Genomic DNA, 22,223 nt, shown 5'->3' with positions numbered 1-22,223 from the left:
GGGAAAAAGACCCATTTTGCATAGTGGTATTAATAAGCTCTTTGAATGTTCCATCAGCATTAGCTAAGAAAGTAGCGATCGCTCTTTTTCCACCATTATTCCAAACGACAACGTAATCTTGTTTTCCATCACCATTAACATCAGCAAATTTTCCTCTGTCATAACCCCAAGGATCTCCTGAAAAGTTACCATTTTGCATGGTGGTATTAATCAGTTCATTAAACGTTCCATTAGCATTAGCTAAGAAAGTAGCGATCGCTCTTTTTCCACCATTATTCCACACCACCACATAATCTTGTCTTCCATCTCCATTAACATCAGCAAACTCTCCTCTATCATAACCATTAGAATCTGGGGAAAAAGACCCATTTTGCATAGTGGTATTAATAAGCTCTTTGAATGTTCCATCTCCAATAGGACTAAAATATTCTGTCAAATAACTCTGTAATTTATTCGGATTTTGTTCAGCTTGTAGGGTTAAGTATGCTGTTTCTACTCGTAGGTTTTGGAGGTTTGAGATTGATTGATCTTGGTTGGGACTGCTTCCTAAAATATTACTCTGTTTTTGTTGGATGTACTTCTGTAAATTTGTTTCTAACCATTGTTCTTGTTGATCATTTGATAAATCAATTTCAATAATTAAATCTTGAGTTTTATTAGTGATTTCTTTATTTAAAACATTAATTAATTGAAGACGTAATGCTTGAGATGCTTGACTTCCTAATGTTGCATACTGCTTTTCTAAACTCGTCAACTGCGAGATATGATCTAACTTTACTGAAACTATTTTATATTGATCTACTTGTGTTTGTAAAACTGCGATCGCTTCTTCCAAACTATCAACAGACTGCCCTAAAGCATCAGCATAATTAACCTGCGCTTCTTGACGTGCGATCGCCTCTTGTAATTGAATTTTATCTAATATATATTCCCCTTGAGGATCAGCTAAATTATCCTCAAGATAAGTCCCCAACTCATCCACTGCTTGACTGCGTTTTTCTGATAAATTCCAGACATCAACCGTCAACTGATGAGACTCTTGTAAATTATCTAACCAAATAGCAGATAACCCCTCAATTTCTTCTGCTATTTCTGCCCCTAAGATAACATAACCTTCAATATTATCCTTGTTTAAAGCAATAGTTACCGCTTCTTCTGACGCTGCTTGAGACTGCAAAGAAATTAACCTTTCTGAGACTATTTCTTCCCCTTCAACCGCTAGATATTGTTGCCATAACTTGACAACTTCGGGCGTATTTTCGTCTACATTCCAATCTAAAAACTCTGTAACATCTGAACCTAATAAATAACCATATTCTGTCTCAAACTCGCTTAAATCTAACTCTGCTGAGGTTTTAGTTTCTTGTAATTCGTCTAATTTAGTTTGTAATTCAGATAGCTTATTATTCGCTGCATTAACAATAGTTTGCTGTTCAACAATATCTTGATTATTTAAAACGTCTAAATCTTCAGATTGCTGCTGTATTTGTAACTTAACTGACTCTAATTTTTGAGCAGTATCTAACCCACTCAACGATAATAATTCCTTTTGTAAGGAATATCTCAAAATATGAGCATTTAACTCTCTTTCTAAAACATAAATTTGTTGCTCATTACTATTCGCATTTTTACGAAGTTGAGAGATTTCTTCTTCTGTATCAAAAATGTCTTGTTTAATCTCATCAACCTTACCTTGAATAACTAATTTTTCCTCATCAGAAAACTTCTCAATAGATTCTTTTTGTTCCTCAAAAATCTCAATTTCTTTAACTAAAGCAGTTTTTTGTACTAATAAATTATGTAATCTTTCCGCTTCAATACGATGGTATTCTCTCGCTAACTCCAAGGACTCCCCAACATTTTCAACTTGAGAAGATGACACCGCAACTGTAGTTTTTAAATCATCATAGTCATCCAAAAAAGTTTGAAAAGCAGCATCAAAAGCAGTCTTTAATTCATTAATAGCTGCTTCATTTCCCAACAACCCTAAACCCGCAAGAAACGACATTAAATCATTGTGAGACTCGGTTAACAATTCAATCGCTAATTTAGTAGACATTTTCTTAATGGAGTAAATAATTAAGGGATAAATTGAGTTAATTGATCGCTGTTTAACTTAGAATACATTGGTTAATATAAGAGAATTCCTAGGGACATAAAACTATTATGTCCATCAACAATTTGTAGGGACATAACACTGTTATATCCTACTAAAATCATTAAATTTACGGAGAATATATCATAAATTGACAAAAATATCAACCCCTTAAAATTACGGGATTTTATTTAAAGATTGTGTAAAGAGAAATGAGAATTTTAAAGATTTGAGCAAGACAATGGGGCTAAACCCTTATCATATAAAGATTTTAGAAGATTGTTATATATTGCGTGAAAATACTGATTAACAATTTCTTAACCAAAAGCATTGATTATTATCAATGTTAACTAATGAAAAATAAGCATAAAAGAAGTTACACAAAACCCCTAAATATAGCGTTAAATTTGAGGGCTTAATAGTATTAAGCCCCTACACAGGGTACTATTTTAATAATGTAGGACTTACGCAAAAACCCGTTTTCTGAACGAGTTACGTCATTTCAGGTTGTGATACAGAACGAGAAAACGGGTTTTTTAGGTGGGCGCAAGGTTTGCACCCAACTAATAATCAATATTTTGCCATTCTTCTGCTTCTGTAAATAACCTAAGATGTTTAACATTTGTTGTACTAACAACAACATATCTTCCTGGAAAATCTTGTACTAATAATTGCCAATGAGCAGCAATAATAATATCAATATCTAACAATTTTTCATCGGCTGTTGGTGTTCCTTGTAAACGAGATATTGACCAGATTTCTGCCGCTAAATCTGCTACTTCTTCTTCAATTTTTAAGACATCAATAAATTGTCTCAAGTTATTAGCTTTTTCTAATCCTTCAGGATTATTTCCCCGTTTGACTGATAAGATTAAACTTCGTTTTAGTTCATAAAAACATAATTCAGAGGAAGTAAAATAAACACCTCTAGCTAATAAACGTTCAAACCAAATTTGACATTGAATGGCATCTGGATTAGGGTTAGGATTAGAGAGTTTACCCAAAATACTTGTATCTAGAAAAATAATCATTCTTTAGTAAATAACTTCCGTTCTCTATATTTATCAATAGTTTCTTCTACCATTTTCCATGCTTCTAACTCTTGTTGTATTTCTTCAGGAGTTAAAGTTTTAGCCCGCTTTTCTGCCTCCTCTCGCCATTGACGCATAATTTCTAGTCCTTTTTGATTAATTTTAATCTGTTCTTCCCTTGTCCGTCCATAATGTTTCATCTCAGGGGGTAATTCACCATTTGGTGCGGGATATTCTTCATTATTAGTCATTGGTTGATTCTTCATCCTTAATCACCTTGAAAATATTTGGTTTGCTTTGATCTGCTATTCTCAATATAACACAATTTGAGAAAATGTATTTTAGATTATAATATATTTACCCTATCAAATAAGAGCAAATAAACGGGCATAATACCATTATGCCCTTAGGATTTTATTAATCATATTTAAACATCGGTTTTCCGTCAGGCGATCGCTTAATAGTTCCATCTTTATTATGTTCAACTTCTGCAAATAAATAGTTACCCTCACTATCTTGTTTCAAAATTAATTTATCTCCAGATCGCTGATACAAAGGAGGACAAAATATAGGAATACCTTGATATTCAATTATGTTCCCTGCTTCATCCAATAACACAGGACAAACAACTAATTTTCCTAATTCATCAAACACCCAATCTTGTGTTTCAGGATCTCTTAAAGGAGTCGAATAAACAGGCAAACCACTAGAAGTTTTTAAGAGGTTTCCTGACTGATCTTTGACAGGCAACAAAAAGACTTGTTCCCCTTGAGGGTTAAGGACATTTTGTTGAGTTTTGGGATCTCTTAAAGGAATCATTCCTGGAGATGGCATCTGAACTTTTATACTCTCAGAAGTTGCTAAATTTAAGGGTGGTAAATCATCATTATTTATGTTATAATGCCTCGTGTATTGAATCGCAGACTTAGTAAAACCCGCCTTTTCTAATAAACTATGAATTCCCGTTTGCTCCATACTAATTAAAACGTCAATATCACTGACTTTTAATGCCTCAGCTTGAGCAATAGCAGCATCAATTAACTCTTTAATAAGTTTGGGGTTGCGATGTTCTTCTAACACATATAACCCTAATACTGACCCCACCCGACGCGGTTTTAACGGAGTATCCCACATTTCCGTAGTAGCAGATAATTCTGGAGGAAGTGTTTCATCGTAGATATATGTAAAAAGAAACCCAATAATTGCTTGTTGATTTTCAGCAACAAAACCATAAGAATTAGGGGTTTTTAATTGTTTTTCTACATACTTTTCTAGGTTAAAATTGGCTTTAAGCTGCATTGAGGGATCAGCTTGCGATCGCGCTTCCAAAAAAGAACGCCATAAAGGAACAATTGCTTGAGCATCGTCTAGATTTGTTCGTCTAATGTAATACATAATTGTGTAAAAAGTAACAGAATAAGAAAAAAATATCATAAGTTGTCCATAATCTGACACCATCACCTATTTCCTTGCTAACCTAGAAAGATACCCAAGGAGTCGAACGGAATCATTGATGCAAACCCAAGATAAAATTACTCAAGGACAAAACGTTAAGCCTTCCCGCCTCACCGATAGCATTACCGCTAGTCAAAACTATTTACTTTCTTTACAATACCCTGATGGCTACTGGTGGGCAGAATTAGAGTCTAACATCACTCTCACTGCTGAAACTGTCCTCGTGCATAAAATTTGGGGAACTGACAAAACTCGTCCCCTCCATAAAGTTGAAGCTTATTTACGTCGTCAGCAACGGGAACATGGGGGTTGGGAACTATTCTATGGTGACGGGGGGGAAATTAGTACCTCAGTCGAAGCTTATATGGCTTTGCGTTTATTGGGAGTCCCTCAAGATGATCCTGCCTTAATTCGTGCGAAAGATTTTATTATTAGTAAAGGTGGTATTAGTAAAACTCGCATTTTTACTAAGTTTCATTTAGCCTTAATTGGCTGTTATGACTGGAAGGGAATTCCCTCTATTCCTTCTTGGATTATGTTATTTCCTGATAACTTCCCCTTCACTATCTATGAAATGGCAAGTTGGGCGAGAGAAAGTACAGTTCCCCTAATTATTGTCTTTAATGACAAGCCTGTTTTTTCTGTTGATCCTATCTTTAATCTCAATGAATTATACGCTGAAGGTATTGAAAATGTAACCTACAGTTTGCCTCGTAATAATAATTGGGGTGACATATTTCTATTATTTGATAAGGTGTTTAAGTTTGCAGAAAATGTGGATTTAGTGCCTTTTCGTAAAAAGAGTTTACAAGCTGCTGAACGCTGGGTGTTAAATCATCAGCAAGAAAGCGGTGATTGGGGTGGAATTATGCCCCCAATGTTAAACTCTTTAATCGCGTTTCGGGTGTTAAATTATGATTTAGCTGATCCTTCTGTTCAACGAGGATTTGAAGCAATTGATCGCTTTTCTATCGAAGAAGAAGAAACCTATCGTTTACAAGCTTGTGTTTCTCCTGTATGGGATACGGCTTGGGCTATACGGGCTTTGACGGAATCAGGTTTACCGAAGGATGATTTTTCCTTAGTTAAAGCGGGGAATTGGTTATTAGATAAACAATGTCTAGATTATGGCGATTGGGCAATTAAAAATAAGGTGGGAAAACCTGGGGGTTGGGCCTTTGAATTTATTAATCGTTTCTATCCTGATATTGATGATTCTGGGGTAGTAGTAATGGCTTTAAATGGGATAAAATTACCCGATGAAGCCCGCAAAAAAGCAGCTATTGATCGCTGTGTTCAATGGATCGAAACCATGCAATGTAAACCGGGAGGTTGGGCGGCTTTTGATATTAATAATGACCAAAATTGGTTAAATGAAGTCCCTTATGGGGATTTAAAGGCGATGATCGATCCTAACACGGCTGATGTTACCGCTAGGGTAATTGAAATGTTGGGATCTTGTGGATTAAAAATGAACAGCGATCGCGTCACAAAAGCCCTTAATTATTTATACCAAGAACAGGAAAAAGATGGCAGTTGGTTCGGCAGATGGGGGGTTAATTATATTTACGGTACCAGTGGGGTATTATCTGCTTTAGCGGTGATGGAAGTGGATAACCATCGTCCTCAACTGGAAAAAGGGGTTAATTGGTTAATTAGCTGTCAAAATAAAGATGGTGGTTGGGGCGAAACCTGTTGGAGTTATAATGACCCCGGCTTCAAAGGTAAGGGGATCAGTACCGCTTCTCAGACTGCTTGGGCTATTATTGGGTTATTAGATGCGGGAGAAGCATTAGGAACCTTTGCCATTGATGTTATTGGGCGAGGGATCGACTATTTATTAACAACCCAGACATCTGAGGGAACTTGGGAGGAAGCGGAGTTTACGGGAACGGGTTTTCCTTGTCATTTCTATATCCGTTATCATTTGTATCGTCATTATTTCCCCTTGATTGCTTTAAGTCGCTATCAAAAATTAAGGGATCTTTGGTAATTTTTTAACCAAAAATTAACCGCTCAATTGGTTAGGGGTCAACGGCCGTTGACCCCTACAATTATTTTATGATCTTTTAGTAATTCTTTCAAGATAAATATTAATAAAAATGAGTTATAATCAAGGAATATAGAGAATAATTGTATTGAGTTAAGTAAGGATTTATGACCGTGAAACCTTTTGATTTTAGTCACTATTATACCTATACTGAGCTATTAGATTACTTGCAGGAGATGGTTGATGCTTATCCTCAATTGATACAACTGAAAATTATTGGAAAAAGTTACGCAGGACGAGATATTCCTATTGCTATTATTACTAATCAAAATACCGGAAATTATCTAGAAAAACCTGGATATTGGCTCGATGCAAATACCCATGCCGGAGAAGTCACAGGTTCAGCCGTTGCCTGTTATATTCTCTATCACTTATTGACTCAATATCAAACCGATAAAATTGCGACTCGTCTCTTAGATAATTACACTATTTATATATTACCACGAATTGCCATTGATGGAGCAGAAAAATATTTAACTACGCCCTATCGTTTACGTTCCAGTATTCGTCCTTATCCCTATCCTGATGAGCAAGATGGACTGCATCAAGAAGATATTAATGGGGATGGATTAATCTTACAAATGCGAATTAAAGATGACTGTGGTGCCTGGAAAATTTCTGACAAAGAACCCCGTTTAATGGTAAAGCGAGAACCACAGGAATTTGATGGTACTTATTATACAATTTTACCTGAAGGTTCTATCCTTAATTATGATGGTTATGAAGTTAAATTAGCACCTACCTTGGAAGGGATGGATTTTAATCGCAATTATCCCTATCTTTGGTCCCCAGAAGGAGAACAACAAGGGGCGGGAGATTTTCCCTTTTCTGAACCAGAAACCCGCGCAGAAGCAGAGTTTTGGCAGCAAAATCGTAACATTAATGGCTTTATTAGTTATCATACTTATTCTGCGGTAATATTACGCCCTTATAGTACCCATGGGGATGAACATTTTCCCGTTGCTGACTTAGATATTTATAAACTTTTAGGGGAAAAAGGAAAGGCGATCACTGGATATGAATGTGTCTCGGTTTATCATGACTTCCGTTATCATCCTAAAGATGTTACTTATGGGGTGATGGATGATTATGCTTATGATCATTTTGGTTGGTTTGGGTTTACTATTGAGTTGTGGGATGCCCCTAGAGAAGCAGGAGTAAAAAAAGAAAGTTATACAGACTGGTGGGGTAAACATCCGGTTGAAGATGACTTGAAATTGTTTAAATGGAATGATGAAGAATTAGAAGTAAAAGGGTTTATTGATTGGCAATCTTTTAATCATCCCCAGTTAGGAGAAGTAGAAATTGGGGGATGGAATTTCAAACAAATGTGGCAAAATGCCCCCATTCAATATTTACCAGAAATCTGTGAAAAACAATGTCAATTTGCTTTAATGAATGCCTTACTTTGCCCCTTATTAGCTATTTCCAAGACTAAAATAAATCATCAAGGGGCGGATATTTATCATCTGGTGGTTGAATTAGAAAACCAGGGATTTTTTCCCACTTATACCAGTAAAAAAGCCTTGGAACGTAAAGCGGTTCGTCCCATAGAAGTAATTTTATCCCTACCGGAAGGTGTGAGGTTAATTAGTGGACAATTAGAACAAGAAATTGACCATTTAGAAGGTCGTTCTAATAAAGCTTATAATACCTTTGCTAAAGGTACTGATTATCGTCGTCATGTTGAATGGGTAATTCAGGGGCCAGTGAATAGTATAATTGAGGTTAAAGCCTATTCAGAACGGGCAGGAACGGTTAAATGTTCTTTAAAATTAATCTCTTAAAGTGACTTTTAAAGCATAAGAGGAGAATCGTAAAAATGGTTACATTAGCAACTAAACTATATTCATTTGAAGAATATCTAAATTATGATGATGGAACAGATAACAAGTATGAATTAGTCAATGGAGAGTTAAAAGTTATGCCGACTGCTAGTGGTTTTCATGCTTTGATTTTGGTTTTAATCTATGATATTTTAAAAGCGGAAATTGAGCGAATTAAACAGCAATGGAAAGTGATGCCAGGCACAGTAGGGGTAAGAACAGCGAAGACTAAATCAAGGATTCCTGATTTAGTCATTTTATCGGAAAGTCAATGTCAAGAAATTAGGGAAATGACGACTGCTGTATTAGAATCTCCGCCGCTTCTAGCAGTAGAAATTGTTAGTCCTGGGAATGCTGATGATGACTACCGTTATAAGCGTTCTGAATATGCCGTTAGAGAAATTCCTGAATATTGGATTATTGATCCAGATACTAAAAAGGTGTCTATTTTATTGTTAGTTTCTGGGTTTTATGAAGCGACTGAATTCACAGAAGAACAGGAAATTAAGTCTGATCTTTTTCCAGATTTAAAGTTAACTGTTAAACAAATTTTTGAGGTTTAATTTTAATAATCATTGATCATACACCGTGTCACGGTATAAGGCTTCATCGGGTAAATTAGCACTTTCTTTAGAAAGTCTAGCTATCACTTTACGTAATTTTTCAGCTTTTTCTTTTGGAGTAAGATTAGAATGAGGAGAAGGGAGTGAATTAGTTTTTGTTAAATATTCACTACAGATTGTGACACGATCAAACAAAAAACTACCTACATTGGATACTCCAAGATCTGACATAAAGTAAGTATCAATGTTTCCTAAAACTCGCCCACAATAAGGTAAATGTCCCAGAGGTGTACTATCGAGTAATTTATAGGTTATATTTGTTTTATTTACAATTGTTTTCGTCCAACCGACGCGATCGCAAAATTGCTGCCATATTTCCTCGTTATGTTCTTTTGTTCCACCAAGATCATCAACATAGATTTTTTTCTGGACGCTAAAACCAAATTTACCCTGACTGTAATGTACCCAAAGCTGATCGACGGTGCTTAAGTCTTCACAAGGGAAGTTATCGATATCTTCTATTCTTAACCATCTCTCAGAGACACGGTTAGCTGCTTGAAGCATAACATTTGCTGTTTCTTGATTAGCTTCTCTCCATTTCCCTTCTGCGAGGAAATCACGAAGTTTAGTATAGTCAATTCCTTTTTCGCTTTTCAGTTCTATTTCTTCAATTTTAGGGTTTTTTTTGGGAATTTGCTGTTGTAGTTGAGTAATGATATTATCCTTTTCTTGAATCTGCTTTTGATACTCTAATTTGTTATTATTCAGTTCTTTTTTTAACGCTTCTATTTGATTAAGATAACCCTCTTCAACTTTATTTCCCCTAACCCATCCAATAATATTATCCCGTTTTTCAAATTCTTTTAACGTTAAAATAATCGATCTTTCTATGTCTGAATGATTTTCCCAAAACGTGACCATTTTAGACGTTACTAACTTTTTAAATTCATTGTATTTATCAGTATTGTTTCGTTCTAAATATGTCTGAATATCTCCTTTTTCCATTGCTCTTTTATCAGCATTTCTAATCACACAAGAAAAAACAGGGATTGACTTTTCTAGAGCATATTCATATTCAAGGTGAATGTAACTTTTACCTGTTGTGGGTTCAATACTGCCATATCTTCCCCCTAAAATCAGTAAATAAACATCAGATTGATCAATCCATTGTTTAATGACTTCCCATTGAGATCGATCCCCGGCCGTGAATAATTCCATCCCCGCAGGAATATGTCCAGCAGCCAAAATTCCTTGTACAGCGATTTGTCGTTCTTCAATCAAATCAAGATAGGTAGAAGAAACGAAAACTTGTAATCTTTTTCCGTTAACCATTCTTAATATTTGGTCATATTTTTTTATTATCTATATTAAAAAATTATATAACAGATTTTTACGAATTGCCAGTTAAATAAACATTGGTGATACAGACTGAAGTCTGATTCTAAATAAACGAAGCCTCCCTTCGGAGGCTAAATAAAAAACCCGCGTAGGCGGGTTTTGTTTGTCTAGCTAAACCCTTAAGAGTTTAACTTCACAAAATCTCTCTAAATCTCTTCAGGATCAACAGGAAAATAAAACTCAATTTTTTGATCAATTAAATGTTGATTATTAGCTAAGATTTCTTTTTTAAAGTTCCAGGCTAATACATAATAGATGTCAGGGAGTTCTATTAATTCTTTTTCGATCACAATAGGAATGTGCATTCCTGGGGAATAAAGTCCCCGTCTGAGTTCATTTTTCTCTACTAAATAATCAAGATATTGAGTTCCTACCCCAAAGTAGTTTAACATAGTATTTCCCTTCACTGGTGCGCCAAATCCCCAGATGATTTTTCCTTCTTGTTTAGCCTTATCTAAGTAGGCTAAATTATCAATTTTCATCTGTTCAATGCGTTTACCAAAGTCTAAATAAGTAGATAATTCGTTACTCTTTTCATCTACTTCCGCTTGACGCATTTTTACCAGGCGATCGCTTGGTTCTTTTTGGCCTTTATGGGTAACAAATCCAATAATTGAACCACCATGAATGGGAGATAAATAAGCATCAAACATGGATAAACCATGACGATTAAGTAACACTTCAATGGTGTTTAAATTATAATACAATAAGTGTTCATGATAAATCTGATCAAAAGCCAAATTATCAACAATTCGCTTCATATAAAGAAATTGTACGACAAAAACCCCATCATTTTCTAAAGCTTCCCGAATGCCTTCGGTGACAGAATGTAATTCTTCTAAATGGAAAAATACTCCGGCTGCATTAATGGCATGAAACTTACGATCAAGCTGTTTTACTACGTCTAAATTAAAGAAATCATTGACCGTAGGAACACCAGCATCAGTGGCAATTTTTGCCGTTGTTTTTGAAGATTCTACCCCTAAAACATCATAACCTAAAGCTTGAAAATGTTTGAGTTGTGTACCATCATTAGAACCAATATCTAAGACAGATTTATTAGGGGTATTTTTAAAGAAGCGATCATCGATTTCCTGGGCAACATTTTTAAAGTGTTCACTGAGGGATTTTGTCACTCCAGATAGATAGGTATGATCCCCAAACATGATTTCTTTTTTAACAGTATAATCTAACTGCACTGTGCCACAATTATGACAGTAAAGAACCCGCAAGGGATAAAAAGGTTCTTTCCCTACTTCTTCGGGTTTTAGGAAATGATTACACCAGGGTTGGTGTCCTAAATCAATAGCTAATTCTAAATTAGTGGAATCACAAACACGACAATTCATAGACGTTCAAAAATTCTAATTATGTTTACATTGGGAGCAGATCAATTATAACCTTTGTTAAGAGCATTAATTTTTAAGATTCTGCTTCTTGAAAGTCTTGATGAGTAAACCAAAATGAACCGCCTCCAAGCCAAACACTTTTATCTTCTGTCCAATCTTCTAAAATAGCAGAAAAAGCTGATTCTAATTCAGGACGAAAAGACATATACATTGCTGGCATTAATACTTCAATACGATGGGCTGCTGCTAATAGATAAACTCCTAACATATATTGTTCGTTCCAATACCAACTTTTGAATGTATCAGGATAATCATAGGGCAAGAAAATATCATGAATTCCAATAATGATACCTGGTTTTAGTATCGGTAAAACATCCATCATAAATACTGTTACATCAGAATTCATAAATGAGCGATGACTACCATCTAGAAACACAATATCTCCCGCTTCTAACTGAGAAAAAATACTCAAATCACAGGTTTCTAAGCCAGCACGAATAACTCGATTACACAATGCGTCAACTTCAGCGCGAGGCTCAGGATCAATCGATATAATTGATGTTTCTAAATTGTTATCTTTAATGGCTCTCGCTGCAAATAAGGTACTAGGCCCAGACCCTATTTCTAAGTATATTTTAGGCTTTTTATCAGCAACAAAGTAATAAATCAAGGCAGCATCAAAGGCATTTATTGCCGTTTTAAACCAACCAGGTTCGCCTAGATTTTCATGATCAAAATAGGTATTAATTTTCTCAAAAAATGGTTTGAAAGATGCTAATTTTTGGAGGGTTTCACAATGTTTATCAAAATTTTTCTGGCAAATTTCGCTTAATCCTGGATGAATAGGTTTTGTATAACCCCACCGAGCTTGATAATCTCTAGAAGGAGGATATTCTAGGGCAATATAATATTTCCCTGTGTAAGCATTGAGTTGAGGGATGAGTTTTTCAGGAGAGGATAAAACATTAACAGATTTTTCAATATCAATGATAGATTTTCTGTTCTGTTCAACGTAGTCTTGTAATTGTTGTACTGAAAATTTTAATTGACTATTTAACTCTTGAACAGTGCCAATTAAATCATTGGTATCAGCCAGAGATTGATTAATCATATTCTCAATTTCTAGAAACCCTAGGATTCGTCTTCTTAAACTTTTTAACCAATTTATGAATTTGTTCATAGCATCGCTGATAAAAAATAACTACTTTTGGGAAGATAAGTGAGTATTACCTAAATGTTTCTGAAGAAATTTCTCCCATAGCAACAGTTTGTTTAGGCCGATTTGGCCGCCGATTATAATACTGTTCTCCAAACCCTAATTTTTCACGAACTAAATATAGGGGACGGCGTTTATCTTCCCGATAAATACGACCAATATATTCACCAATTACCCCTAAAAAGACTAATTGAATACCTCCAATAAAAAGGATAGCAATGAAAGATAACGTCCATCCAGGAACCCAACTTAAGGTAAATAGTCGTACAAATAAGGCATAAATAATGCCAATGAGAGAGAGTGCAAATGCCAGCAAACCAGCCCAAATTGCTAGTCTTAAAGGAACCAAAGAAAAAGATAAAATACCATCAATGGCAAAGCGAATCATTTTGAACAGTGGGTATTTGCTAACACCTGCTAAACGGGGACTCCGTTGATAGGGAACAGCAATTTGACTAAAGCCTACCCAGCTTACCATTCCTCTCAAAAAGCGATCGCGTTCTGGCATAATTTTTAAGGCTTCAACAACGCGCCGATCCATTAAGCGAAAATCCCCTGTATCTAAGGGAATCGGCACATCAGAGAGACGATTCATCAGACGATAAAAAAGTTTAGCACTCCAAAGTTTAAAGGGCGTTTCTCCTTGTCTATCGGTACGAACACCATAGGCTACATCATAGCCTTGATACCATTTATCAATCATTTCTTCAATGACTTCTGGGGGGTCTTGTAAATCGGCATCAATTAACACCACAGCATCCCCACAGACATGATCCAGACCCGCAGTAACTGCCATCTGATGACCAAAATTTCGGGATAAGAGAACTGCTTTTACTCGTTGATCGTTGTGTTGTAATTGCCGTAGCAGTTCAGCCGTTTTATCTTGACTACCATCATCAATATAAATTAATTCAAATTGAGGGGTTAACTGTTCTAAAACAGCCACAAGACGGCGATGAGTTTCGTTAATGACTTCTTCTTCGTTGTAGCAGGGGATCACAATTGAAATAAACACAAGGTTATTTCCTCAATTAATGGGTGACTGGTGGACAAGGTATTGCCCTAAAATATAACACTATTAACTATTCTTAGGTTTGCAGAGTAAAGTATGTTCGGTCATCTCCATAAGATAGCCTAAAGATTTTAAGAAAGGTTCTACTTCTAATAAGGCTGATTTGCCTGTTTTAACATCAGCATGAATATCAATACAAAGATAGGGAGAATATTTTTCTAAGGTAGATTTTGCACCATATAGCGCATAAAGTTCAAATCCTTCGATATCAATTTTAATCGCTTTCGGTTGTAGGTTATTGGCTTCTACATAATCATCAATAGTGGTCACAGGAACTAAATAACTGATATGCTCACGACTACGATTTACATCCGGTGCGTTTAAGGTTGAAAAATCTGAGGCCCAAGATACATCTTGATCCGATGTATATTCAATAAATTCTGCTTCTCCAGGGCGATCGCTAATAGCAGCTTGTACAACTGTAATGTTTTCAATGTTGTTTAATACTAACATTTCTTGTAGTAATTTTTGGGTTTTTTTCGCGGGTTCAAAGGCATATATTCGCCCTTTTCTTCCCACTGCTTTAGCTAAAGGTAAGGTGATAACGCCATAGGCCGCCCCAATATCTAAAACCACATCTCCATAGTCAATTTTTGAACATAACCAGTTAACACAATGAGTCTCAATTAAGAAATAAAATTTTTCTTCTTTTCCCAATACAAGACAATGTTGATACATTTTTAGGGGTTCAATTGGGGCTAAAACATCGACTTCATTAAGACGACATTTAATCCATCCACCTGAATAAATTTGGTTAAGAAATTGTTGAGTTAAATCTCGTTTTTGGGCGTGCAAAACCCGATCAATGTCAGTTAATACGTCAATAATACCAATTACTCCCCGCAGTTTCGTAATGAGATAATCTTTAATGTCCATACTTAGCAAAATTTTCGATAAATGGCCTAGCAACACTCATTTTAAGTTAAATAGACTCCTGAGTGCCTTCATAAAGTTCCTGAGAGACAGATGTTAAATTAATGTGCTATCATAACCCAGGTTTGTTAAAATGTCCATCCTTTAACTATCTTTCTGTTTTTTAATCCTCTCTACTTAAAAAATTGATGACCTTGCCAACTCGAAAATTCAGCCAAAATTATAGCGTATATTTTTATCTATTGCTAATCATAATATATTTTGTATTTGGGATATATTTAATCACGCAAACCTCAATTACCTCTGATGAATCTGCTTATATTGGGGCAGCTTATTCTTATACTCAAGGAATTGGACTTAATCAAGAGCATCCTCTATTTATTAAGTTAGTAAATTCGGCAATTATTAACCTGTTTTTTGCTGATTATACTGTAGCTATTCCCACTCTTAATTTTGTTCCTGGAGAAGAAAATATTGAAGCACGTCTGGCGGCTTTTAATGTGGGCTATCAATTTTTAATGATGCGCCCTGAAAACTTTCATAAAATTCTTTTCTCTTTACGAATTTGTTACTTATTATTTAATAGTTTATTTTTGATATTTTTATATATCTATACATTTATTGTAAAATTAATAGAGCCTAAAGCATCTTTTTGTTTGGGGATTTTATTTGTTTTCTCGCCTAGTTTTTATGGTCACAATTTTTTGATTGCTTTTGATGTTTTAGTGAGTGTTTATGCTTTATTGACAATTATCTCGTTGATGGGAATTATTAAAACTTTATTTTTGCCCCAACCCAAACATTTATTAAGTCAATTTGTCTTATTTACTTTTATTTGTTTTGTTGCTATCAATGCTAAATTTAGTAATTTAATTTTGGTTCCTATTATTTTAATTACTGTATTATGTACATTGTTTTGTCTAATGAAAATAGGCAAAAAAACATTAGCTATTAACTTGATTGGTCTATTTATTTTAAGTAGTTTAGTTCAACTCATTTTGATAATTTTAATGTATTATTGGTCATTTAGAAATCTACCAAATCAATCAATTATTGAGAATTTTAATCGCTATATTCAAGGAATTCAGATGAATTTAAGTACAGCAGGAGGAATTCGTGAACCCTTTTGGAATGGGCAATTTATCCCGATGACTTCCCTTGAGTATTTAAGTAAAATATTTTGGTTTAAAGAAAATCCAGGCTTATTTATTTTAGGAAGTTTCCTCATTATTCTTATGCTGCATAAAATTGTTACTCAACGTCAACAATTACTAGAATTTTTCAGCAACTGGAAACAACCACAAAACCTAGGAAAATTAGGACTAATTCTCTTAGGAATTTCCTATCCTGCTCTTTATTTTATTTTAACCCATAAAAGTCGCTTTATTATCGGTTATCGTTATTTTTATCCCTTAATTATCTTCCTTTATTTCGGAATTGCCCTCTTAACAACTTTCATTAAACAGAAATGGCAACAATATGTAGTGATTAGTAGTCTTAGTTTATATGTCTGTTTAGGATGGCTTGGGGTTTCACAATCTCTTAGTTATGTTAATCCCTTATGGACACAAGAAAAATGGCAACTAACGGATGATTCAACCATTAATTGGGGACAAGAAACCCAACATGGGGTACAATATCTGCTAACTCATCGTCTTCTACCGGAAAAAAACACCGATGTTATTACCCATCAAACCTTTGGCGTTAATATCAATTTTATCCAATATTTAGACATTCTTAGCCGACAACAAAACTATCCTCTTGATATTCAATCCTATTATGCTCATGCTCCTTTTAATGCAACTCAATCAGACATTAATCAGTTACCCGAAAAATATCTCCTAATTGATAGTACAGTTAAACAACAAATTGCTGCAAATGCTCAAAAAAATCCCATTGCGTCTAAAAATTTAGACTTTCTCAAAACCCATCAACCCCTTTACTCCCATAACGATATTATTTTTATTTATCAACTTCATTAATCTGGAACATTGATATGGAATTTAAAAGCCTTTTAAAATCTGTAAAATTATGGATTATCAATCATAAAATAACCCTAGGAATTGTCATTCTCTACGGTTTTATTGCCCTTTCTTTAATGGCACCGATGGCTTCATCACAAGTCATTGCTCCCTATCCTGATACTTCCTCTCATGTAGGCTATATTGTCCAAGGACGTATGGCTTTAGAAGAAGGTCAATTTCCCCTACGGGTTGCCCCTGTAGAAGATAATGGTTGGCGTTATCCTGGCTTTCAATTTTATAGTCAATTTCCCTATTTTTTTGGGGCATTAATTTATAAATTTCTCTTGCCTTATAATCCTTATGATGCCTATAAGTTAGTAGTTTGGACAGCTTTGTTAGTAGGTGCATTTTATATTTATCGCTTGAGTTTCAAATTAACTGAATACCAAATTCCTGCAATTTTAGCCGGAATTTCTTATATGTCTGCTCCTTATTTTCTTAATAATATTCATGCCCGTGGAGCTTTTACAGAAGCCATTGCTCAAGGGATTTTACCCATTGCCCTTTACTATGTTATCCAATGCTACAACACAGGTAAAAAACGAGACATTATACTCAGTAGCTTAAGTTGGTTTTTATTAGCCACAACTCATATTATTACCTTTGTTTATGGAACTCTTTTTATTGGACTTTTAGGATTAATTGTTATCTTACAAACTCGAACCACTGATTTTAAATTGTCTCGACTAATTCCCGTCGGTAAAGCTTATGGTTTAGCTTGGTTATTAGGGATCTACTTTCTTGCTCCTGTGGCCTTAGTTTCTCGTAATCTTTCAATCAACAAACAAATCAAAGCGATTAATCCCTTTGATACCAGATGGTACACTCCCCTGAGTAATCTTCTTTCCCCAACTTCTTTACCTCCTGCTCCTACAGAAACAGGTTTGGCTCCTACCTATGGCTTACATCCAGCGATTGGTTGGATTTTTTTGGCCGCTTGGGGTGTGGTTATTTATTATTATTATTTCTCCCGTTCTATTCCTGCTAAACTAGAACCAACGCGCCCCTATTTAATCGGATTACTTTGGGTTTTTATAGTCGCTTTATTTGTCACTTGGAGTCCTATTAATTTTTGGATAATCTTACCTCGTCAATTTTGGGTTGCTCAATTTACTTTTAGGTTTTTAACTCATATAATGTGGGCGGGTGCGTTACTAACTGCTTATGCAAGCATCTTAATTTTTCGCCGACGTTTTGATCGTCGTCACCTCATTCTTGGCATTCTAATTATTGTTTTAGCAAGTCGTCCCTGGTTGCCAATTCCTCGGAGTACAGCAACGGTTGAAGACTTATTAAAAGAACCATTATTTCGCTATTCTGGTGCGTTAGATTATCTTTATCGTACCCCAGTTAAAAAGTTATATGGCAAGACAGATTTATTATTATCTCATCCTGACTGGATTCCTGGGTATAGTACCTGGGATACATTTGTTAATCATCCCTTAATTTTAGAAGCAGAATTATATTATCCTGTATGGCAGAAAAATGAGAAACCAGTGCTACATCTTCAAGGAGAAATACCGTTAGACAATATTGCGGATAAAGCATCTTTAGAAGTTCAAGTTAATGGTCAAAGAGTTGATATCATTGACCTTGTTGATCGTCAATTAGATTGGCAAGTTCCTTTTGATAAAGTTGCGGTTAATGATGAGAATTTTGGTCTAAAATTTCTAGTTAATGGTGCAACTAAAGATGGTCAATTTTTCAGAATTAGGGTTAACAAACTCTGGTTAGAAGGATTATCCCCTGAACATACCACAATTCCCGTCAGTGAAACCCAAGAAAAATGCTCACAACAAGGAGTTAAAACGGTTTGTGAGATAACAGTTAAGCAAGATGCTCAAATCGTTCAATTGCCTGTTTTATACTATAAAGGAATGCAAAAAATTTGGGTAGATGGGGAACGAGTAGACTATTTTCCTGTGTATTACCGAGATTATAATTTAGTGGGGTTAGATCTCAAACCAGGAACCTATAAAATTGAAGTAACCTTTCATGGTTTAGCTTGGGCAAATTGGATTAGTGGGTTAGCTTGGTTAGGATTAATTGGTGTAATTTTTAGCCCAATTATTCAACGAAAATTAAATAAATAGTTAAGTAGGGTGGGCATTGCTCACCCTAGGATTTAATCTTAACTAACTGATAAATTTCTTCTCCATTAATATCCTTAAAATGCTCAAGGGGTTGCGGTTTATATCCTTTACCGATGATGGTTTCTAATTGTTGGGTTGTAGTAATATAAACACACTGTTTATTTAAAGAACTGATTTCATTCAAATTCTCAACTTTCCAGCTTCCCATATCTAACCGATGAATTGCCACATCAACCCCTAACTTTTGATAATAACTAGGCTCTAATTTTGTATAAAAAGGAACCAGAATATAGATATGCTCCCCATAAATATTTGTATCAAGCACAATACACTGAGAAGATGTTTTATCAGCATAAGTAATAACTTCTCCCATAGTTGATAACCATGCAGTAGAAAGCCAGCGAGGATAGTCGATAAAATAGCGATGACTATAAAATACAAAAGAAATTGAAACAATTAATAACACAATAAAATTAATAATAGATTTTTTATAAGGTAGCCTTAAATCAAATAATTTAGTCAGGCCATAACCTGAAATTATTGCAAATAAAGGTGCGCCAATAATTGCCCTCAGAGAATGAATTTCTGAGGTTAAAGCGGCTGGCAAAGGATATAATATTAACCAAATCAAAAAAATAGTATTTTCTTTGCGCTTTTCTTTGATTAGATAAAATAGTCCCAAAGGAATTGTAATCATCTCAAAGTAGTAAAGTTCTCCTCTATGTTGAGGTAAATGACGAGGATTAGGATCACCTTTAAAAAATAAAAATTCAGGACTAAAATGAGAAAAATAAACTTTAATTATTGTTAACCAATTACTGGATAAAATAACATCATTTGCTCTGGTCATTCCTTGAGGAGAGACATAGAAAATAATTTGAGGAATAAAGAATAATAAGAAAACAAGGCTTGCTAACAATGTATAAAATTTATGTTGCCAGAGAAATTGATGAAAAATGAAAATTAATCCTATTAAAAAAAGGGGTACGAATACCCTAGCTGACTGATAAGTAAAAATACTAAAAGAAAATAATAAACCCGATAAGGGTAAAAATTTAGGATTTTTAAAACTCTTGAAAAAGAACAGTAAACTTAAACAAAATAAACAGGGAAATAAAATCGCCCTAAAAGTAATACGGCTAAATTGAATATGCCAAGGAGAAACCGCTAACAATAAGGCAGAGAATAGGGCAACGCGCTGATTAAAAACCTCTTTAGCTAGATAATATACAATTAAAACAGTTAGAGTTCCAATAACACCTGAAGTCATTCTAGCCGCAAACTCATTTAAGCCAAAAATTTTAATAAAAGGAATCATTAAATAAATATATAACCCTTCCCGATAATCATTGGCTGATTTAAACACTAATGGTAAAAAATCACCATATTGATCTCGCCCTGTATGGAGAATAGAATAAGCATCATAAGCATTAGACGCTTCATCAGGAAAAAAACCATTCGGAATTTTATCTAAAAAAACTATCCGTATTAAAGCAGCAATTATAATAATAATACTAAGCTTTAAAACTTGCATATTTTTGCCCTTATTTTTGATAAGTTTCACCCCAAAGTAAAGTTCAATTTAATTCTAGCTTTGTTTTTTAAGTTCAACTAATCTATATTGTTCAACACCATTAAGATCTTTAGGCGAATAAATTAATTTTTCTTGATATTTTTCATACAAAATACCACCATCTTTTCCCTTAAATATTGTATTATTTTCAGGATTAGGGCCATTATAGAGAAGGTAAAGACAATTTGTATTGAGGTCATCAATTTTCTTTTCTAAATTTTCGACCTTCCATCTTCCCATATCTAATTTATTCTCAACAATATCAATGCCAAGTTTATGATAATTGGCTGGAGGCATTTTAGTAAAAAAGGGAATCATTATATAAGCGTATTCACTATAGGCATTACTACTATAAATAATACACTTATAGGAAGTTTTATCTGCATAATTAATGGTTTCTCCTAAAGTCGATAACCAAACATCGGAATGCCACCGAGGATATTCAACAAAATACCGCTTAGAATAAATCGCTAAATTAGCAAAGATAACTGAGATCATAATAAAAGTTACAATCATTTTGATTTTACCTTTGCAGAAGTCGATTAATTGGATCGTTCCATAACCGGATAAAATAGCAAATAAAGGGGTTGCGGCTAAAGTTCTGACTGCACTATACGGAGAAATAAAAGCAGCAGGAATAGGATATAAAAACAGCCACAGAAATAATATCCATTTGCTAGAATTTTTATTTCTAATTAACTCAATAATTCCAATAATTAATAAAGGAATTTGAAAAGAATATAGTTCTCCCATCTTATTAATAGTGTGACGGGGAATGGGATCGCCTTTAAAAAATAGGAAATCAGGACTAAAATAGGATAAATAATCACTAATAATTTTATTGATATCTGTTTGAATCCCGACAGCATCTGCTCTGGCCATGCCTTCAGGAGAGAGTTGATAAATAAGTTGAGGGATAAATATAATGAGAAAAGCAATTAATCCTAAGATAGTATGGTTTCTATTTTTCCAGAGATGTTCCCAATAAATGGCACCTAATCCTAGCATAAATAGAGGAATAAAAACTCTAGCTGAATTATAGGTATAGATACTAATGCCAAACAGTAAACTAGAGAAAACTAGCCATTTAGGTTGTTTAAAACTTTTAACAAAAAATAGTAAGCTCAAACAAAATAAACAAGGCAGTAAAATCGCTCTAAAGGTGGTGCGACTAAAATGAATGTGCCAGGGTAATATTGCTAAAAATAAAGCAGATAATAAGCCAATTTTTTGATTGAAAATTTCTTTAGCAAGATGATAAACCACAAAAACAGTTAGAGTTCCAATCACTGCTGAGGTTATTCTCGCCCCAAAAGGATTTAGTCCAAATATTTTAATGAAAGGAACCATCAGGTACATATATAACCCTTCACGGTAATCATTTGCTGACTTAAAATACCTGGGCAAAAATTCCCCATATTGATCCCGTAAGGTATGAAGAATAGAATAGGCATCATAAGCATTTGATGCTTCATCGGTAAAAAAACCGTTAGGAATTGTGCCTAAAAACATTACCCTTAATAAAAAGGCAAGGATTAAGATAATAGGAAGATAGGGAATGTTGATTTTTTTAAACTTCAGCATTAGTTAAAGTCGCCTTGTAAT

At 34.5% G+C, this 22,223-nt stretch carries 16 protein-coding genes; 5 read left to right on the top strand and 11 right to left on the bottom strand.

Annotated elements, in window-relative coordinates:
- From VB691_RS03715 to VB691_RS03700, 4 genes are all read right to left on the bottom strand, one after another.
- A partial coding sequence (locus VB691_RS03715; protein ID WP_323290113.1) for an FG-GAP-like repeat-containing protein occupies positions 1-2,059 on the bottom strand: 2,059 nt, incomplete at its 3' end.
- A 599-nt stretch (positions 2,060-2,658) separates the two neighbouring features.
- Positions 2,659-3,126: a type II toxin-antitoxin system VapC family toxin gene (locus tag VB691_RS03710; protein WP_323290112.1), complete on the bottom strand. Its 468-nt coding sequence runs from the start codon at positions 3,124-3,126 to the stop codon at positions 2,659-2,661.
- The gene (locus VB691_RS03705) at positions 3,123-3,392 is read right to left on the bottom strand and encodes a hypothetical protein (protein WP_323290111.1); all 270 of its coding nucleotides are present in this window, start codon (positions 3,390-3,392) and stop codon (positions 3,123-3,125) included. The genes VB691_RS03710 and VB691_RS03705 overlap by 4 nt, the downstream gene beginning before the upstream one ends.
- 151 nt (positions 3,393-3,543) lie before the next feature.
- On the bottom strand, positions 3,544-4,521 hold the full coding sequence (locus VB691_RS03700) for a GNAT family N-acetyltransferase (protein WP_323290110.1): 978 nt from the start codon (positions 4,519-4,521) through the stop codon (positions 3,544-3,546).
- A gap of 118 nt (positions 4,522-4,639) precedes the next feature.
- Here VB691_RS03700 and shc point away from each other — a divergent pair, with 118 nt between their 5' ends.
- From shc to VB691_RS03685, 3 genes are all read left to right on the top strand, one after another.
- Positions 4,640-6,574, top strand: coding sequence for a squalene--hopene cyclase (gene shc / locus VB691_RS03695; protein WP_323290109.1), 1,935 nt, complete (start codon positions 4,640-4,642; stop codon positions 6,572-6,574).
- 164 nt (positions 6,575-6,738) lie between these two features.
- On the top strand, positions 6,739-8,418 hold the full coding sequence (locus tag VB691_RS03690; protein ID WP_323290108.1) for a M14 family metallopeptidase: 1,680 nt from the start codon (positions 6,739-6,741) through the stop codon (positions 8,416-8,418).
- A 35-nt stretch (positions 8,419-8,453) separates the two neighbouring features.
- A complete protein-coding gene (locus VB691_RS03685; RefSeq protein ID WP_323290107.1) occupies positions 8,454-9,020 on the top strand; it encodes a Uma2 family endonuclease in 567 nt (188 codons plus the stop codon).
- A gap of 9 nt (positions 9,021-9,029) precedes the next feature.
- Here the strand turns inward: VB691_RS03685 and VB691_RS03680 are convergent, their stop codons facing one another.
- The 5 genes from VB691_RS03680 to VB691_RS03660 form a co-directional block, all read right to left on the bottom strand.
- Positions 9,030-10,352, bottom strand: coding sequence for a GUN4 domain-containing protein (locus VB691_RS03680; RefSeq protein ID WP_323290106.1), 1,323 nt, complete (start codon positions 10,350-10,352; stop codon positions 9,030-9,032).
- A gap of 212 nt (positions 10,353-10,564) precedes the next feature.
- Complete coding sequence (locus VB691_RS03675) at positions 10,565-11,767, bottom strand: class I SAM-dependent methyltransferase (protein ID WP_323290105.1); 1,203 nt, start codon at positions 11,765-11,767, stop codon at positions 10,565-10,567.
- 73 nt (positions 11,768-11,840) lie between these two features.
- Positions 11,841-12,947, bottom strand: coding sequence for a class I SAM-dependent methyltransferase (locus VB691_RS03670; protein ID WP_323290104.1), 1,107 nt, complete (start codon positions 12,945-12,947; stop codon positions 11,841-11,843).
- A gap of 46 nt (positions 12,948-12,993) precedes the next feature.
- Positions 12,994-13,998 (bottom strand): glycosyltransferase family 2 protein, encoded by a 1,005-nt coding sequence (locus tag VB691_RS03665; RefSeq protein WP_323290103.1) that lies wholly within the window; start codon positions 13,996-13,998, stop codon positions 12,994-12,996.
- 63 nt (positions 13,999-14,061) lie between these two features.
- Positions 14,062-14,931 carry an FkbM family methyltransferase gene (locus VB691_RS03660; protein WP_323290102.1) on the bottom strand — a complete coding sequence of 290 codons (870 nt, stop codon included), beginning with the start codon at positions 14,929-14,931 and terminating at the stop codon, positions 14,062-14,064.
- Positions 14,932-15,116: 185 nt separating this feature from the next.
- Here VB691_RS03660 and VB691_RS03655 point away from each other — a divergent pair, with 185 nt between their 5' ends.
- Together VB691_RS03655 and VB691_RS03650 are read left to right on the top strand one after the other, a co-directional pair.
- The gene (locus tag VB691_RS03655; protein WP_323290101.1) at positions 15,117-16,910 is read left to right on the top strand and encodes a hypothetical protein; all 1,794 of its coding nucleotides are present in this window, start codon (positions 15,117-15,119) and stop codon (positions 16,908-16,910) included.
- A 14-nt stretch (positions 16,911-16,924) separates the two neighbouring features.
- Positions 16,925-19,045 (top strand): 6-pyruvoyl-tetrahydropterin synthase-related protein, encoded by a 2,121-nt coding sequence (locus tag VB691_RS03650; RefSeq protein WP_323290100.1) that lies wholly within the window; start codon positions 16,925-16,927, stop codon positions 19,043-19,045.
- A gap of 25 nt (positions 19,046-19,070) precedes the next feature.
- Here VB691_RS03650 and VB691_RS03645 read toward each other — a convergent pair whose 3' ends face one another.
- Together VB691_RS03645 and VB691_RS03640 are read right to left on the bottom strand one after the other, a co-directional pair.
- Positions 19,071-20,579: an ArnT family glycosyltransferase gene (locus VB691_RS03645; protein WP_323290099.1), complete on the bottom strand. Its 1,509-nt coding sequence runs from the start codon at positions 20,577-20,579 to the stop codon at positions 19,071-19,073.
- Positions 20,580-20,633: 54 nt separating this feature from the next.
- A complete protein-coding gene (locus VB691_RS03640) occupies positions 20,634-22,202 on the bottom strand; it encodes an ArnT family glycosyltransferase (protein WP_323290098.1) in 1,569 nt (522 codons plus the stop codon).
- Positions 22,203-22,223: the final 21 nt, after the last annotated feature.

Source organism: Crocosphaera sp. XPORK-15E (assembly GCF_034931425.1).
GTDB lineage: Bacteria > Cyanobacteriota > Cyanobacteriia > Cyanobacteriales > Microcystaceae > UHCC-0190.
This window is presented reverse-complemented; position numbering and strand designations above follow the sequence as displayed.

Excerpts from the sequence above, each read along its gene's own strand:
- VB691_RS03655 (WP_323290101.1), top strand. The coding sequence starts at position 15,117 with ATGACCTTGCCAACTCGAAAATTCAGCCAAAATTATAGCGTATATTTT.
- VB691_RS03650 (WP_323290100.1), top strand. The coding sequence starts at position 16,925 with ATGGAATTTAAAAGCCTTTTAAAATCTGTAAAATTATGGATTATCAAT.
- VB691_RS03675 (WP_323290105.1), bottom strand. The coding sequence starts at position 11,767 with ATGAATTGTCGTGTTTGTGATTCCACTAATTTAGAATTAGCTATTGAT.
- VB691_RS03680 (WP_323290106.1), bottom strand. The coding sequence starts at position 10,352 with ATGGTTAACGGAAAAAGATTACAAGTTTTCGTTTCTTCTACCTATCTT.
- VB691_RS03710 (WP_323290112.1), bottom strand. The coding sequence starts at position 3,126 with ATGATTATTTTTCTAGATACAAGTATTTTGGGTAAACTCTCTAATCCT.
- VB691_RS03685 (WP_323290107.1), top strand. The coding sequence starts at position 8,454 with ATGGTTACATTAGCAACTAAACTATATTCATTTGAAGAATATCTAAAT.
- VB691_RS03690 (WP_323290108.1), top strand. The coding sequence starts at position 6,739 with ATGACCGTGAAACCTTTTGATTTTAGTCACTATTATACCTATACTGAG.
- VB691_RS03700 (WP_323290110.1), bottom strand. The coding sequence starts at position 4,521 with ATGTATTACATTAGACGAACAAATCTAGACGATGCTCAAGCAATTGTT.
- VB691_RS03670 (WP_323290104.1), bottom strand. The coding sequence starts at position 12,947 with ATGAACAAATTCATAAATTGGTTAAAAAGTTTAAGAAGACGAATCCTA.
- VB691_RS03705 (WP_323290111.1), bottom strand. The coding sequence starts at position 3,392 with ATGAAGAATCAACCAATGACTAATAATGAAGAATATCCCGCACCAAAT.
- VB691_RS03660 (WP_323290102.1), bottom strand. The coding sequence starts at position 14,931 with ATGGACATTAAAGATTATCTCATTACGAAACTGCGGGGAGTAATTGGT.
- shc (WP_323290109.1), top strand. The coding sequence starts at position 4,640 with ATGCAAACCCAAGATAAAATTACTCAAGGACAAAACGTTAAGCCTTCC.
- VB691_RS03645 (WP_323290099.1), bottom strand. The coding sequence starts at position 20,579 with ATGCAAGTTTTAAAGCTTAGTATTATTATTATAATTGCTGCTTTAATA.
- VB691_RS03640 (WP_323290098.1), bottom strand. The coding sequence starts at position 22,202 with ATGCTGAAGTTTAAAAAAATCAACATTCCCTATCTTCCTATTATCTTA.